Here is a 14,283-nt window from a genome sequence, read left to right as displayed (position 1 = left end):
TCTGTGTTTAATGGGCGGACATCTCCCCTTTCGCACCCACCCCCGGATTTGCATGACCCCCGACCGGCAGGCCAAGGCGAAGCAGCGCGCGAAGACCTTCATCCGCGCCTGGCGCAAGCACCGCGGCATGAACCTGGAGCAGGCCGTCGAACGGCTGGAGCTCGAGGTCGGCTATCCCTATTCGGCAGCCCAGCTGTCGCGCGTCGAGCGCGGCGAGACCGGCTATTCCCAGGACGTGCTGGAGGCGCTGGCGACCATCTATCGCTGCGAACCGGCCGACCTGATCATGCGCGACCCGGCGGCCGGCGAGGCGATCTGGTCGATCTGGGACCAGCTGCAGCCCGTGCAGCGGATCCAGTTGGTCGAGATTGGCCAAACCCTCAAGAAGACAGGGTAATTTCCGCTCACTCCAACGCCAGGATCTCGCCCTGGCGCGCGATCAGCCTGGGCTTTCCCCACAGGCCCGACAGCGGCTCGCCGCTGACGCGGTACAGCGCCACGCCCGAGGATCTGCGGGCCAGGACCTCCATCTCGCGCCGCGCGTCCGCCTCGAAATAACACTCCCGGACCTCGGTCGGCTGTAGGGCTCCGCCCCGCCGCCCGAAGGCCTGTACGCAGAAACGCGTTACCGAGAACACGACAACCTCCGCCTTCAACATCCCTACTCTGCACGCCTCCTGCGCGTGAGTCGATCGGTCGCGGCGGCGCATGCGTCCGACTCTGACGCAGGTTAATTTTTGCGCGAGAAGCAAATTCTAAATAGGCCGATAGATTTGCGTTAGCAGCAAATCGGCGCACCGCGCCCGGGCCGCGCTTTACGCGCGAACAGCGGAGATATACAACTATGAGAAGTTAATCCGACCAATACACGAATAGAGAGCTCGCCCGCACCCGGTTCCCGCGCCCGATCCCCCTTGGAGGACAGACAATGAGCAAATGGCATCCCGTGGTCCTGAAGCTGCAGAAGCTGGTCAAGGACAACGGCTGGGAGGCGCGGTTCGAAAAGGCCGTCGCGGAAGCCCGGGCGTGGAACATTCCCGAACTGGCCGACCTCAAGAACCTCGAGAGCTACTACGTCTACATCAACGACTTCCTGACCTGGATCCCCAGCGAGAACGAGCCGGGCCGCGAGGTCTACAACAAGCTCTGCAAGTTCTATTTCGTGCTGGACCAGGACGCGGTGAAGGGCCTGCAGAACAAGGTCGTCCCGCACGACAAGGCCCCGCCCCTGACGCCGCTGTCGGCTTGGCTGGTGGACTACGCCAACGCCCTGGGCGTCTTCCTGGACACGCCGGAATCCCTGACGCCAGCCTCGCTGGAAAGCTTCCGCAAGTCGCCCAGCTACAACATGGACGACTACATCGAGCCGCACGGCGGCTGGAAGAGCTTCAACCAGTTCTTCGCCCGCAACTTCAAGCCGGGCTACCGGCCGGTGGCGGCGGTCGCCGACCAGCGGGTGATCGTCTCGCCGGCCGACTCCACCTTCGCCGGCCAGTGGGAGATCCGCACCGATAGCCACGTCACCGTGAAGAACCTGCACTGGAAGATCGAGGAGCTGATGGAGGGCAGCCCCTACAAGCACCGCTTCACCAACGGCCTGTTCATGCACGCCTTTCTGGGCCCCAACGACTATCACCGCCAGCACGCGCCGGTCGGCGGCACGGTGCTGGAGGCGCGGGTCATCCCCGGCCAGGTCTATCTGGAGGTGGTGGCCGAACCGGTCGCCGGCGACACGAACGGCGTCCACAAGCTCAAGCCGCTACGCGCCTTCGACGCCCCGGACTCGGCCGGCTACCAGTTCGCCCAGGCCCGCGGCCTGATCGTGCTCGACACCCCGATCGGCCTGGTCGCGGTGCTGCCGATCGGCATGTGCCAGGTCTCGTCGGTGGTCCTGACCGCCGAGGTCGGCGTCACCCTGCGCAAGGGCGAGGAGATCGCCTACTTCCAGTTCGGCGGCTCTGACATCATCGTGCTGTTCGAGGCCAAGAGTAACGTCAGCTTCACCGCCCAGCCGAATGTCCACTACAAGACGGGCACGAAGATTGGGGATGCTTATCCGGTGGTGTGAGGGGCGGCGGAATTCAGCGCGAGAGTCGGTTGGAAGCCGCGATATCCGCGCGCTCCTGAGGGTCCATCCACATGCCTGATACTTCTTTCGCGCGCACCAGCGCGCGTCTCAGAAGAGCGTCACCATGCCCAATCCGGAAATACATCTCTACGTATCTGGCTGCTACGCAGTCTGGCGAGACGAATACGGACAGATCAAACAGGTCGCCGAAATCCCGCCTTCGATAGGTGGCAAAAGCGAACGCCACCTTGTTTCCGATCAGCGACTTTGGAACGGACTCGTTCCTTTCAACGAGTTCGTTGCGATCCAGCAGACAGTAGCCGCCGAATAGCAGGAACGGCCGCCGCTCTTAGGGGCGGCGGCCTTCGTTGCCGTTCCGCATCGATCGGCCATGGCCAATCCATCACTCAAGCTTCAGAAGTTTTGGTAGGCCTGGAGGGACTCGAACCCCCAACCAGACCGTTATGAGCGGTCGGCTCTAACCATTGAGCTACAGGCCCGCGCGGATACGTGTGAGCGTACGGCGAGCCGGCGGATTAGCATGAGCCGAACGCGGCTTAAAGCTCCGGTTCAGGTTGAGCCTGTCACCAAGGCGTCCTAGCTGTCTGGCGACGCTTTCTGGCGCCCGATAGCCCTGGAGAAAGAACGATGACCAACACCGCTCGCAACCCCTTGGCCGCTTTCACCCTCCCCGCCCTGATCGGCGGCGCGCTGCTGATGGGCGCGGCCGCTCCGGCCCTGGCCCAGACCGGCGCCGACGCCGCGTTCAAGGCCACCACCTTCAGCCTGTCGGCCTATGGCGAGACCCGCGTCGCGCCGGACATGGCCTCGATCAGCCTGGGCGTCCAGACCGAGGCCCCGACCGCCGCCGCCGCCCTCGCGGCCAACGGCGCGCGCATGAACCAGGTGATGGCCGCCCTGAAGAAGGCGGGGGTCGCCGAGCGCGACATCCAGACCTCAAACCTGAGCATCAACGCCCAGTACGTCTACGAGCAGAACAAGCCGCCGCGCCTGACCGGCTACCAGGCCTCGAACCAGGTGACGATCACCGTCCGCGACCTGACCAAGCTGGGCGCGACCGTCGACGCCACGGTCGGCGCCGGGGCCAATACGGTCAACGGCATCAGCTTCGGCCTGGCCAACCCGCAGGCGGCCGAGGACGCGGCGCGTCTGGAAGCGGTCAAGGCCCTGCAGGCCAAGGCCGAGCTCTACAGCCGCGCGACCGGCTACAAGGCCTGGCGCCTGGTCAATCTGAACGAAGGCGGCGGCTACACGCCCGCCCCGCCGCCCATGCCGATGTACGCCATGGCCAAGCGCGAGATGGCCGACTCCACCAGCGTCGCGTCCGGCGAACTGAAGGTCCGGATCGACGTCAACGCCGTGTACGAAGCGGCCAAGTAGAGACGAAAAAGCCGCCGTCGGGAGGTCCCGGTGGCGGCTTTGATTTCGAGGCCCGGGAAGCGGCTAGAAGCCGGCCTTCCGGAAGGCGCGCTCGACGCGGTCCTTGATCTCCAGGCCCGGCAGGGCGCGTTCCCCCTCCATCACCGCCACATAGGTCAGGTGGCGCTCGGGCTTGCCCTCGCCGGTCGGCACCGGGCCGATAGCCCAGCCGACCGTGTTGGCCGCGCTGGACGGGCTGGGGCAGCTGAGGAAGCGGGCCGGCTTGCCGAGATTGGCCTTCACCAGGTCCTCGGCCGTGGTCGGCGCGCCCTCGCAATCGGGCAGGCTGCGCGCGCAGGTGATATAGCCGCCGCCGCGCCAGACCAGCTTGCCCTTGGGGTCGGCGATCACCACGCAGGTCGAGGGCGAGCCGATCGCGCGGCCGACCGCCTGGACCAGGACGCTTTCGTCGATCCCTTCGGGCAGCTTGGGCGCGCAGGCCGTGAGGCCGGCGGCGGCGAGCGCGACAAACGCCACTCGACGCATCAGGCCGCCTTCTTGATCAGGTTGCCCTCGTCCAGCAGCACGACGGTCGGGGCATAGTTGCGCGCCTCCTCGGCCGGCATCTGGCAGTAGGTCACCACGATGACGAGGTCGTTCTTCTGCACCAGGCGGGCGGCGGCGCCGTTGACGCCGATCACCTTCGAGCCGCGCGGGGCCTCGATGGCGTAGGTGGTGAAGCGCGCGCCGTTGGTGATGTTCAGCACGTCGACCTGCTCGTTCGGCAGGATGCCCGAGGCGTCCAGCAGGTCGCGGTCAATGGCGATCGAGCCTTCGTAGTCGAGGTCGGCCTGGGTCACCGTGGCGCGGTGCAGCTTGGCCTTGAGCATGGTGAGCAGCATGGCGGGGAAGTCTATCCCTTTGAACGATTTGGGGTGTTCCGGGCCGCCACACACAAGGCCCGTTGATCAGGTCCCGCCATATAGACACGAACCCGCCGGGGTTCAATCGCAGTGCAGCATGCGACAAAGGTTAACAGCGCCGCCGTTTCACGCTAGAGCTTGATCGAACGCGGTTCGGTGGGGGACTCCATGCGTCACGAAAAATGGCTGGTGACGGCGGGGGCCGTCGCCGCGACCCTGGTCGCGGGTGCGGCCTGGATCACGACAAGCAAGGCGCAGACACGCGACGCGGCGGGCCGGCCCATTCCAGGCGCGGCCGCGCCAGCTCCGACGGTCACGCGGCCGACAGCCGGGATCGCGGCCCTGGTGGCTCGGCCCCGCAGCCGGGTGGACTGGCAAGGCGCGGTCGGCGGCCTGCGGCAGTCGGGCGGAGTCGGCGACACCCTCGGAGCCAATCTCAACCGCGACCAGGTCGACATCACCGCCGTGCCAATCCTGCTGCCGCGCGACCCCAAGCTGACGGCGGGCGCGCGGATCTACAGCTTCGGCGACTACTACACGATCACGGCCGACACGGTCGGCGGCGGCGTCTCGCTGAGCGGGACCACCACCACCGTGCCGATGCCGGCGAGCAAGCCGCTGAAGATCGAGAGCGGGCCGGAGATGCTGACGGTGCAGCGCACGGTCGACGGCCAACTGGCCAGCTTCGTGCGCTACGGGGTGCTCTACACGGTGGAGGTCCGCTGTGACGCGCCCAGCGACCCGCGCTGCCTCGACGACAACTACGTGCTGGGCCTGGTCGGCAAGACCACGGCCGTGGTCCTGGGCAAGGCCGCCCGGGCCGAAGCCGGACTGGGAGGCTAGAGCATGCGTATCTCCCCGCTCCTGCTGATCGCCGCCCTGGCCTTGGCGCCGCTGGCCGCCTGCGACGACACCACCAAGCCCCCGGCACAAGGCGGTGACGTCAAGACGCCGGCCTCGCCCGAACCCGGACCGCCCACGGCCGACGACTCGCCCGGTGACGGCGGGGCCGAGCAGCCATCCAGCGAGCCGGTGCCGCCCAGCCCCGATCCCGCGCCGCAGCCGGCCGAGCCGCCCGCGCCTTCGCCGGCGACGTTCGACCACGCCCCCGCCGGGGCGATCCCGGCCGGGCAAGGCCCCGGCTATCTGGACCGCACGGTCTGGTCGCCCAAGATGTGCTGGCCGATGGTCGACGCCGGCTTCCCGAACTCGCAGGTGTACGGGCCCGGCGGCGGCATGGGCCCGCCCGGCAAGCCCAGCCAGTGCGACAGCCTCAACTACACCCTGCCCTGGCATGACACCTTCTGCGAGGCCCGCTCGCGCGCCAATCCGCTGTGCGCGGGAGCCGGCACCGGCCACCAGGGCCAGGACATCCGCCCGGCCACCTGCAAGAAGAACGAGCACTGGGCCGTGGCGGCCGAGGCCGGCACGATCACCGATATCGGGACCTACAGCGTCACCCTCGTGGCCAAGGCCGCGCCGCACTACACCTACCGCTACCTGCACATGCAGGTGGCGACCCTGGCGGTGAAGGAAGGCGACCAGGTCGCGGTAGGCCAGAAGCTGGGCAAGGTGTCGAACGACTTCGGCGGCACCCCGACGACCATCCACCTGCACTTCGAGCTGCGGGCGGGGGTGGCGGGCACGACCACCGACGGCAAGCCGATCGCCCTGCACACCTTCCTGCCGCCCTATCTGAGCTTGGCCGAAGCCTATCAGCGCAAGTTGAACGGCAAGGCCTGCGGAAGCTAGTTCAAGGCCGGCCTTCGACCAGCTTGGCGATGGCGTCGAGATAACCGGCGAAGGCCGCGCGGCCGGCGTCGCTGAGCGCGACGCGGGTCAGGGGCTTGCTGCCGACGAAGCTCTTGTCGATGGCGACATAGCCGGCCTCCTCCAGCTTGCGCAGGTGGACCGACAGGTTGCCGTCGGTCAGCGACAGCTTGGCTTTCAGGGTGTTGAAGTCGGCGACACCGGCGCTGGTGAGATAGGCCATGATCCCCAGCCGCACGCGGCCGTGGATCACCTCGTCCAGGCGGTCGATCTCGAACTCTTCCACGCCGTTCGCTCAGTCCGCCGGCGGTTCCTGGCGCATGAGCGCCAGGCCGGGAACCAGGGCCAGCAGGATCAGGGCGGCGGCATAGGCCAGCCACACCCAGGTCGAGCCGATCAGCAGGCCCAGGGCGATCGCCGTCGCGAACGAGGCGGCCGCCACGGCGCGGATCCAGGCCAGGCCCGACACCGAGGCCGCCACCCACCAGGCCGCGCCGTACAGCACCAGCACGATCGAAGGCGCGAAGCCGATCAGCACGTCCGTCCGCGCTTTCCAGCTGGCCACGGCCAGGGCGGCGAACAGGACGAAGCAGCCGAGCCCGACGGCGCTCCAGACGTCGCGACTGGCGCGGTTGGTGGTCGAGGCCATGCCCGGCTTGGCGGCCAGGCGGCGGATCAGCAGCGCCTGGATCGACAGGTGGACAGCGACGGCCAGGAGCCACACGCCGAGCAGCGAGGCCGGCGGAACCGCGACGATCCGGGCCAGGATCAGCCACTGAACGACGCTGGCCAGGCCGTAGCAACCGCCGGCCGCCGCCAGCAGAGAGCCGCCCAGCAGTGGCGTGCGCCGGCCGTCCTCGGCCAGGGCCCGCAAGAAGGCGAGATCGTCACGGATGGCCTTCACGTCGTCGGTCACGGCGAATCCTCCTCGGAACCCGCCTCACTTTGCGACGTAAAGCGCCGAGCTCAAAGCTTGTCAGTCCTAAAGCTTGCCAGCGCTAAAGCTTAAAGGTCCCCGCCTCGATCTTGGCGTACATCGGCTTGGTGATCTTCACATAGCCCTTCACCGGATCGCGGAAGTACAGCGGATCCTTGGTCTTGGTCGGGTCGAAGCCGTCCTTGACCAGGTCGATCTTGCGGTACTTGAAGGTGCCGGTGGTCTCGATCGCCTTCTGCAGGCGCACGAACAGCGGCCGGGCGTAGCTGGCCAGGTGCTCGTCGACATGCTTGCTGAACGCGGCCATGTCGAAGTCCTCGGCGGTGACCAGCGCGGCCATGCCGGCCTTGCCGTCGAGGTCGCCGACCTTGACGCCGTAGACGTTGATCTCCTGCACGCCCTCGAAGCCAGCCAGGCGCTCGGCCACCTCGCTGGTGGCGACGTTCTCGCCCTTCCAGCGGAAGGTGTCGCCGATGCGGTCGACGAAATAGATGTAGCCGTCGCCGTCCACCTTCATCAGGTCGCCGGTCCGGAACCAGGCGTCGCCCTTGGCGAAGACGTTGTGCAGCACCTTCTTCTCGGTGGCGGCCTTGTCGGCGTAGCCGACATAGTTGGAGCGGGCGTCGTTGGCGATGTGGCCGATGCACTCGCCGACCTCGCCGGGCGTGACCTCGATGCAGCAGCCGTTCGGACCGCGCACCGGCTCCTCGCTCTCGACGTCGAACTTGACGATCCGGATGTTGAACTTCTTCCGCAGATAGCTCGGGATCCGACCGATCGCGCCACGGCGGCCGTCGAAGTTGAACAGCGAGACATTGCCCTCGGTCGCGCCATAGAACTCCAGCACCTCGCCGACCTTGAAGCGGTCCAGCATGTCGTTCCAGACGTCGGGGCGCAGACCGTTGCCGAAGATCATGCGGATCTTGTGGGCGCGCTCCAACTCGTGCTCGGGCTGGTTGGCCAGGTAGCGGCACAGCTCGCCGATATAGACGAACATCGTGCAGTTCTCGCTGACCACGTCCGGCCAGAAGTGGGTCGCCGAGAACTTCTTGCGCAGCACCACCGAGCCGCCATTCAGCAGGGCCGCGCCCAGGGCGCAGAGGCCGCCGGTGGCGTGGTACAGCGGCAGGGTCACGTAGATGCGGTCGCTCTGATTGGCTCCGGTCGAGCCGGCGAAGCCGCGCATGTAGAGCTGGGCGCGCATGTGGGTGATGCGCGCGGCCTTGGGCAGGCCCGTCGTGCCGCTGGTGAAGATGAAGAGGGCCGTGTCCTTGGCGGTGATGCCGTCGCGGGCGGTCTGGCGGTCGGGGCGCAGCTGACTGCAGCTCTTCAGCGCCTTCACCAGATCGCGCTGCTCGCCGGTGGCGGGCCCCAGCACCCACTGCTGCATGTGACGCTGCAACTGGCCCTTCACGTCCTCGAAACAGGGCGAGGTCTCGGAATCGACGATGCAGTGCAAGGCCTGGGAGATGTTCAGGCAGTGGGCCAGGGCCGCGCCAGTCAGCTGGTTGTTGATCAAGGCCGTGGACACGCCGACCTTGGTCAGGCCGTACCAGATGGCCATGTATTCCAGCCGGTTGGGCATGAAGAGCGCCACGGTCTGGCCTCGCGTCAGCCCCTGGCCCTTGGCCCAGTGGGCGTAGCGGTTGGCGATGGCGTCCAGCTCGGCGTAGGTGACCGTCTTGCCTTCGAACGTGATCGCCTGGCGGTCGCGCCACTTGTCGACCGCGGCCTCGAGATCGTCGCAGATCAGATTGGTGCTGTCGGGAGCGATGGACTTCACGCGCTTGAGCGTCCGGGACAGTCCCTTCAGGAACCGGATCTCCCGCTTAATCTTCTGACGCAGACGCATTCGGCTCTCCCTTCAAACAACCATTGGAGAGCGCCGCGCGGCCGGTCAAGACGCCGCGCGTTGCATCGCAAACCTTTCGCCGTTCGTGCAAACGGCGCCCTAGCCTTGAACGCGGAAACGGACCTCGCTGCGCTTGAAGTCCATCGAGACGGTCTCGAAGTTCCGCAGGATGTCCGTCCCGATCACGATCGCCGGCTGGTCGTGAAAGCCCCAATAATCAAAGGTATGGATCGCGCCGATGATCAGCGGCACGTTCCGCAGCGTCATCTTCCCCAACGTGAGGCGTGACAGGACCGCGGTGCGCCCGGACAGCACCTGGCCGGTGACGCTGCGCAGTTCGGTGTCGGCCAGCGAACCCAACACGGCCTTGTTCCGACGCGCCGCCTCCAGCAGGGCCAGATTGCCGACGGTGGCCATCGAGCCGCTGTCGACGAAGGCGATCAGCCGCTGAAGCGGCATGAAGGCGTCGATCAGCGTGAGCCCGCCGGGCAGCAGCTTGGCCTCGACGGTCACCGTCTGGGCGTCGACCAGGGGCAGCGCCTCGCCCACCGTCATCCGCCGCCGCTTGAAGTCCAGCAGCAGGCTGGCGCGGTCCAGCCACTCCAGGCCCAGGACACCATCGATGCGCAGCTGCTCGCGCGGCAGGATCGCCACCGTCATGTTCGCGCGCGAGCGTTTGCCGACCGACAGGGTGGCGACCTTGGCCGTCTCCACGGACTGGGAACCGGCGATGCTGTGGAGGTTGCTGGACGCGCCGCGCGGCAGGTCCAGCTGGCTGGCCAGCTCGGCCGTGATCACCGAGCTGTTGGCTCCGGTGTCGACCAGGAAATCGAAAGGCCCCTGCCCGTTCACCCGCGCCTTCACGGAGAGGCGCTGGGCCGTATCGAGGTATTTGAGCGGGTCGGTGGTCTCGGGCAGAGGCGAAGAGGCCGGCGGCTGCGCATCCTGAACGGCGAACGCCACGCCAGGCGCGACCGCCGCGCTCGCGACCAGCCCCATGAGCGCGCGGCGCTCGATCTCCTGACTTGTGAGCGCTCGGCGCTCGATCTCTTCGCTTGTGAGCGCTCGGCGCTCGATCTCTTCGCTTGTGAGCGCTCGGCGCTCGATCTCTTCGCTTGTGAGCGCTCGGCGCTCAACGCCTCGATCGTCCATAAGCGTCCTCCCGAAGGAGGACGCTATAGGGACCCGCGAACCGGCGCCAGAGAACGCCGTTCGCGGATCGACCAAACTAGCCTACGGCGAGACGACGCTGATCGTCGCGAGCGGCCTTGAGCTTCTCGGCGACCAGGAAGGCCAGTTCCAGCGCCTGCTCGCCGTTCAGGCGCGGGTCGCAGTGCGTGTGGTAACGGTCGGCGAGGTCCGTCTCCGAGACCGCGCGGGCGCCGCCCAGGCATTCGGTGACGTTCTGGCCGGTCATCTCCAGGTGGACGCCGCCCGGATGGACGCCTTCGGCCTGGGCGATCTCCACGAAGCTCTTCACTTCCGAGAGGATGCGGTCGAACGGACGGGTCTTGTAGCCGGTCGAGGCCTTCAGCGTGTTGCCGTGCATCGGGTCGGTGGCCCAGACCACCGAGCGGCCGGCGGCCTTGGTCGCCTTCATCAGGCGCGGCAGGCGGTCGGCGATCTTGTCCGAGCCGAAGCGGCCGTACAGGGTTAGGCGGCCGGGCTCGTTGTTCGGGTTCAGCACGTCGATCAGGCGCAGAAGGTCGTCGCCCTCCATGGTCGGGCCGCACTTCAGGCCGATCGGGTTCTTGACGCCCTTCATGAACTCGATGTGGGCGCCGTCCAGCTGGCGGGTGCGCTCGCCGATCCACAGCAGGTGGGCGCTGGTGTCGTACCAGTCGCCCGAGGTGCTATCGACGCGGGTCATGGCTTCCTCGAAGCCCAGCAGCAGGGCTTCGTGGCTGGTGAAGAACTCCACCTGGTGCATGCCCGGATGGCTCTGAGGCGTGACGCCGATGGCGGCCATGAAGGCCAGGCTCTCGGTAATCTTGTCGGACAGCTCGCGATAACGCGCGCCCTGCGGGCTGTCGCCAACGAAGCCCAGGGTCCAACGATGGATATTGTGCAGGTCGGCATAGCCGCCGTTGGCGAAGGCGCGCAGCAGGTTCAAGGTCGAAGCCGACTGGCCGTAGGCTTTCAGCAGGCGATCCGGATCGGGCAGGCGCTCTTCGGCCGTGAAGTCCATGCCGTTGATGTTGTCGCCCCGGTAGGACGGCAGGGTCACGTCGCCGATCGTCTCGATCGGCTCCGAGCGCGGCTTGGCGAACTGGCCGGCGATGCGGCCCACCTTCACCACCGGCTTGCCGCCGGCGAAGGTCAGCACCACCGCCATCTGCAGGATCAGGCGGAAGGTGTCGCGGATGTTGTCCGCATGGAATTCCTTGAAGCTCTCGGCGCAGTCGCCGCCCTGCAGCAGGAAGGCCCGGCCTTCCGCCACGTCGCCCAGCAGGCTCTTCAGACGGCGCGCCTCGCCCGCGAAGACCAGCGGCGGCATCTGGCGAAGCGTCTGCTCGACCCGTTCCACGGCGCTCGCGTCCGGATAGTCGGACGGGATGTGCTTGGCGGGTTTTGCTCTCCAGGCGGCGGGGGTCCAGCGGGCGGTCATGACAGGCTCGATAACAACAAAGGGCGGCGTAGATACCGCGAAAGGAATGAAAAGGCAAAATCGTGCGGTTGAACACCGTCGATACGCCAAAGCGAGAAATTTCGTTGTCGCCTACCGGGTAGCGGCGCTCGATTTTTGCGCGACCCCGCAGGCGATGGCGGTCAGGGCGCCGAGGGCCAGCCACCATTCCTGCCAGACCCCGAAGCTCAATCCGCCGATCACCAGATAGGATACCAAGGCCCCGGCCGCCATGGCGCCGTCGCGCCGATCTTCGCCCGTCCAGGCCACGACGCGGTAGAGGATCCAGGCGAAGAACGCCGCCGCCAGGGCCGCGCCCAGCGATCCCAGCTCCAGCCACAGCTGCAGGGCGGCGTTGTGGGTGTGCAGCGGGATAGCCGGGCCGAAGGTGCGGCTGGCGTCGATCCCCCAGCCGCGCAAGGCGTGCTGGACGATCTGGTTGGCGGTGAAGGCCCAGATGTTCAGGCGGTGGTCCCAGGACGGCGGCGCGATCACGTGCAGCCAGGCGAACAGCCCCGACCGCACGCCCCACAGCACGACCATCGGCGCGAAAATGAACGGCGTCACGACGATCGGGATCAGCGCGCGGGCGATCGGCTTGCCGATCACGCGCACGCCCAGCCAGGTCAGCCCGCCCAGCGCGATGGCGGCGATCGGGGCGTCGGCGCCGGTGAAATGCGCGCCGAGGACCGTGCAGAGCGCGATCAGCGCGATCAGCAGGTTACGGCCCTGGAATTTCCAGGCGTCCAGCATGCGCGCGCAGGGCCAGAACAGCAGCACCAGCGGATAGGTCGCTTCCGAGACCTTCACCACGGCCTGGTCCGGCCGGATGGGCTCTTCGGTCAGGTTGTGAAGAACCATGTAGATCTTCGCGTGGAGAAGGCCGTCCACGCAGGCGACAAGCGCCAGGACCGTGACGCCAACCAGCATCACCTTGCCGGCGAAACGGGCGGAGCGCCGCGACATCCCGCCGAGCGCCGCCACCGCGACGCCATAGAGGCCCAGCTGGAACACCAGCTTCAGGGCGGTGAACTTCTCGACGTCCTTGTCGCGGCGCAGCGCGGACAGGTCTGGGGCCGCCGGGCTCCAGTTCAGGCTGATCAGCGCCCAGGCCACCAGCAGCACCAGGGCCAGCACCGGCAGCACCGGCGGCCGCGAACGCGCCAGTCCCGGCGTCGCCAGCAGGCCGACCAGGCTGAGCAGCCCCGCGAACCAGAGCGGGATCAGGTAGCCGATCAGCGGCGTCATCACCATCATGAAGACGGCGAGCGCGCCCAGCCACCGCGTGCGTCGCTCCGGCGCGTCCGGCAAGACGTCGGTTCGGGTCATCCAACCCCGCCGACTTCGACCGGGACGTACTTCTCACGCAGGGTGACCAGTTCCTCGGCCAGGGTCGGGTGCACCGCGCAGGTCGAGTCCCATTGGGGCTTGGTCACGCCCATCTTCACGGCGATGGCGGCCATCTGGATGATCTCGGGCGAGTCCGGGCCCACCACGTGGACGCCGACCACCTTCTGGTCGTCCTGCTTGACCACCAGCTTGACCAGGCAGCGCTCCTGGCCGCCATAGAAGGTGATCTTCATCGGCCGGAACACGGCGCGATAGATGTCGACCGTTCCAAATGCATGGCGCGCCTCGGCTTCGGTCATGCCGACCGAGCCGACCGGCGGCTGCGAGAACACCGCCGAGGCGACCATGTCGTGATCGAAGCTCGTCGGGTTGTCGTAGAACTCGGTCTGCGAGAAGGCCGCGCCCTCGCGGATCGCCACCGGGGTCAGGTTGATCCGGTCGGTGACGTCGCCGACGGCCCAGATGCTGGGAACGTTGGTCTTGGAATAGTCGTCGACCGCGATCGCGCCGCGCTCGTTCAGCTTCACCCCGGCCTTCTCCAACCCGAGCCCCTCGACATAGGGACCGCGACCGGTGGCGAACATCACCGTCTCGGTCTCGAAGGTCAGGTCGTTGCTGAGCGTGCTGAGCAACGTGCCGTCCTCGCCCTTCTCGATGCTCTTGTGCGCGCAGCCCAGCACCACCTTGATGCCGCGCTTCTCCAGCTCGTCGGCCAGGTGCGAGCGGACGTCGTCGTCGAAGCCGCGCAGGATGTTGGCCCCGCGATAAAGCAGCGTGGTCTGGACGCCCAGGCCGTTGAAGATGCCGGCGAACTCGACCGCGATATAGCCGCCGCCGACGATCATGATGCTCTTGGGCAGTTTCGGCAGGTGGAACGCCTCGTCCGAGGTGATGCCGAACTCCGCGCCGGGGAATTCGGGACGCACGGGACGGCCGCCGGTGGCGACCAGGATCTTCTTGGCCGTGTAGGTCCCGGCGTCCTTGCTGTCTTCCTTGGGCAGCACCTCGACCGTGTGGGCGTCGACGATCTGGGCGCGGCCGTGCAGCAGGTGCGCGCCGGCCTTCTGCAGGTTGGTCACATAGATCCCCGATAGTCGGGCGATCTCGACGTCCTTGTCGTGCAGGAAGCTCTTCCAGTCGAACTTGGCGCCCTCGACCGTCCAGCCATAGCCCTTGGCCGTCTTCAGCTGGCTGGTGACCTCGCTGGCGTAGACCATGAACTTCTTGGGCACGCAGCCGCGGATCACGCAGGTGCCGCCGACCCGATACTCCTCGGCCACCGCGACCTTGGCGCCGCTCATGGCCGCCAGTCGCGCCGCCCGTACGCCGCCCGAACCGGCGCCAATGACGAAGAGATCGAAGTCGTAGTCAGCCACG

General features: G+C 67.2%; 16 protein-coding genes and 1 tRNA gene. 6 read left to right on the top strand and 11 right to left on the bottom strand.

All coding sequences use genetic code 11. From position 1 onward, the window contains the following. Positions 1-52: 52 nt before the first annotated feature. Positions 53-397, top strand: a complete 345-nt coding sequence (locus ASC70_RS11010) for a helix-turn-helix domain-containing protein (RefSeq protein ID WP_056049980.1) — start codon at positions 53-55, stop codon at positions 395-397. Positions 398-404: 7 nt separating this feature from the next. Here ASC70_RS11010 and ASC70_RS11005 read toward each other — a convergent pair whose 3' ends face one another. Then, on the bottom strand, positions 405-638 hold the full coding sequence (locus tag ASC70_RS11005) for a hypothetical protein (protein WP_156136807.1): 234 nt from the start codon (positions 636-638) through the stop codon (positions 405-407). Positions 639-928: 290 nt separating this feature from the next. On the opposite strand from ASC70_RS11005, the gene ASC70_RS11000 reads away from it, so the two are divergent. Then, positions 929-2,068: a phosphatidylserine decarboxylase gene (locus ASC70_RS11000; protein ID WP_056049979.1), complete on the top strand. Its 1,140-nt coding sequence runs from the start codon at positions 929-931 to the stop codon at positions 2,066-2,068. A 124-nt stretch (positions 2,069-2,192) separates the two neighbouring features. Continuing rightward, entirely contained in the window at positions 2,193-2,399 is a 207-nt protein-coding gene (locus ASC70_RS24940; protein WP_156396180.1) for a hypothetical protein, read from the top strand. Between the two features lie 93 nt (positions 2,400-2,492). Here the strand turns inward: ASC70_RS24940 and ASC70_RS10995 are convergent. Continuing rightward, positions 2,493-2,568, bottom strand: a tRNA-Ile gene (locus tag ASC70_RS10995). A 148-nt stretch (positions 2,569-2,716) separates the two neighbouring features. On the opposite strand from ASC70_RS10995, the gene ASC70_RS10990 reads away from it, so the two are divergent. Then, complete coding sequence (locus tag ASC70_RS10990) at positions 2,717-3,469, top strand: SIMPL domain-containing protein (protein WP_056049976.1); 753 nt, start codon at positions 2,717-2,719, stop codon at positions 3,467-3,469. 63 nt (positions 3,470-3,532) lie between these two features. Here the strand turns inward: ASC70_RS10990 and ASC70_RS10985 are convergent, their stop codons facing one another. Both ASC70_RS10985 and panD read right to left on the bottom strand, forming a co-directional pair. Further along, positions 3,533-3,994: a hypothetical protein gene (locus ASC70_RS10985; protein WP_056049973.1), complete on the bottom strand. Its 462-nt coding sequence runs from the start codon at positions 3,992-3,994 to the stop codon at positions 3,533-3,535. Then, on the bottom strand, positions 3,994-4,350 hold the full coding sequence (panD, locus tag ASC70_RS10980; protein ID WP_010920154.1) for an aspartate 1-decarboxylase: 357 nt from the start codon (positions 4,348-4,350) through the stop codon (positions 3,994-3,996). Before panD ends, ASC70_RS10985 begins: the two co-directional genes overlap by 1 nt. A 177-nt stretch (positions 4,351-4,527) precedes the next feature. Here panD and ASC70_RS10975 point away from each other — a divergent pair, with 177 nt between their 5' ends. Together ASC70_RS10975 and ASC70_RS10970 are read left to right on the top strand one after the other, a co-directional pair. Then, the gene (locus ASC70_RS10975) at positions 4,528-5,214 is read left to right on the top strand and encodes a hypothetical protein (RefSeq protein ID WP_162247207.1); all 687 of its coding nucleotides are present in this window, start codon (positions 4,528-4,530) and stop codon (positions 5,212-5,214) included. 3 nt (positions 5,215-5,217) lie between these two features. Further along, complete coding sequence (locus tag ASC70_RS10970; RefSeq protein WP_056049966.1) at positions 5,218-6,123, top strand: M23 family metallopeptidase; 906 nt, start codon at positions 5,218-5,220, stop codon at positions 6,121-6,123. Position 6,124: 1 nt separating this feature from the next. On the opposite strand, the gene ASC70_RS10965 is transcribed toward ASC70_RS10970, so the two are convergent. The 7 genes from ASC70_RS10965 to gor all read right to left on the bottom strand — a co-directional run bounded on the left by ASC70_RS10965 (position 6,125) and on the right by gor (position 14,282). Then, complete coding sequence (locus tag ASC70_RS10965) at positions 6,125-6,427, bottom strand: transcriptional regulator (protein ID WP_056049964.1); 303 nt, start codon at positions 6,425-6,427, stop codon at positions 6,125-6,127. Positions 6,428-6,436: 9 nt separating this feature from the next. Then, the gene (locus ASC70_RS10960; protein WP_056049961.1) at positions 6,437-7,057 is read right to left on the bottom strand and encodes a hypothetical protein; all 621 of its coding nucleotides are present in this window, start codon (positions 7,055-7,057) and stop codon (positions 6,437-6,439) included. Between the two features lie 82 nt (positions 7,058-7,139). After that, complete coding sequence (locus ASC70_RS10955; protein ID WP_047409052.1) at positions 7,140-8,930, bottom strand: long-chain-acyl-CoA synthetase; 1,791 nt, start codon at positions 8,928-8,930, stop codon at positions 7,140-7,142. A gap of 99 nt (positions 8,931-9,029) precedes the next feature. Continuing rightward, positions 9,030-9,929: a retropepsin-like aspartic protease gene (locus ASC70_RS10950; protein ID WP_056049959.1), complete on the bottom strand. Its 900-nt coding sequence runs from the start codon at positions 9,927-9,929 to the stop codon at positions 9,030-9,032. Between the two features lie 229 nt (positions 9,930-10,158). After that, a complete protein-coding gene (locus ASC70_RS10945; protein WP_047409058.1) occupies positions 10,159-11,538 on the bottom strand; it encodes a class II 3-deoxy-7-phosphoheptulonate synthase in 1,380 nt (459 codons plus the stop codon). 111 nt (positions 11,539-11,649) lie between these two features. Then, on the bottom strand, positions 11,650-12,885 hold the full coding sequence (locus tag ASC70_RS10940) for an O-antigen ligase (protein WP_056049955.1): 1,236 nt from the start codon (positions 12,883-12,885) through the stop codon (positions 11,650-11,652). Then, positions 12,882-14,282 (bottom strand): glutathione-disulfide reductase, encoded by a 1,401-nt coding sequence (gene gor / locus ASC70_RS10935; RefSeq protein WP_056049951.1) that lies wholly within the window; start codon positions 14,280-14,282, stop codon positions 12,882-12,884. Before gor ends, ASC70_RS10940 begins: the two co-directional genes overlap by 4 nt. Position 14,283: the final 1 nt, after the last annotated feature.

It is taken from the genome of Caulobacter sp. Root343, assembly GCF_001425745.1.
In the GTDB taxonomy this organism is placed as follows: domain Bacteria; phylum Pseudomonadota; class Alphaproteobacteria; order Caulobacterales; family Caulobacteraceae; genus Caulobacter.
Note: the sequence above shows the minus strand (reverse complement) of the source record. Positions and strands in the feature narration are given on the sequence as shown.

Coding starts and splice junctions, on each gene's coding strand:
- panD (WP_010920154.1), bottom strand. CDS start 4,350: ATGCTGCTCACCATGCTCAAGGCCAAGCTGCACCGCGCCACGGTGACC.
- ASC70_RS10950 (WP_056049959.1), bottom strand. CDS start 9,929: ATGGGGCTGGTCGCGAGCGCGGCGGTCGCGCCTGGCGTGGCGTTCGCC.
- ASC70_RS10945 (WP_047409058.1), bottom strand. CDS start 11,538: ATGACCGCCCGCTGGACCCCCGCCGCCTGGAGAGCAAAACCCGCCAAG.
- ASC70_RS24940 (WP_156396180.1), top strand. CDS start 2,193: ATGCCCAATCCGGAAATACATCTCTACGTATCTGGCTGCTACGCAGTC.
- ASC70_RS10940 (WP_056049955.1), bottom strand. CDS start 12,885: ATGACCCGAACCGACGTCTTGCCGGACGCGCCGGAGCGACGCACGCGG.
- ASC70_RS10955 (WP_047409052.1), bottom strand. CDS start 8,930: ATGCGTCTGCGTCAGAAGATTAAGCGGGAGATCCGGTTCCTGAAGGGA.
- ASC70_RS10970 (WP_056049966.1), top strand. CDS start 5,218: ATGCGTATCTCCCCGCTCCTGCTGATCGCCGCCCTGGCCTTGGCGCCG.
- ASC70_RS11010 (WP_056049980.1), top strand. CDS start 53: ATGACCCCCGACCGGCAGGCCAAGGCGAAGCAGCGCGCGAAGACCTTC.
- ASC70_RS10985 (WP_056049973.1), bottom strand. CDS start 3,994: ATGCGTCGAGTGGCGTTTGTCGCGCTCGCCGCCGCCGGCCTCACGGCC.
- ASC70_RS10990 (WP_056049976.1), top strand. CDS start 2,717: ATGACCAACACCGCTCGCAACCCCTTGGCCGCTTTCACCCTCCCCGCC.
- ASC70_RS11000 (WP_056049979.1), top strand. CDS start 929: ATGAGCAAATGGCATCCCGTGGTCCTGAAGCTGCAGAAGCTGGTCAAG.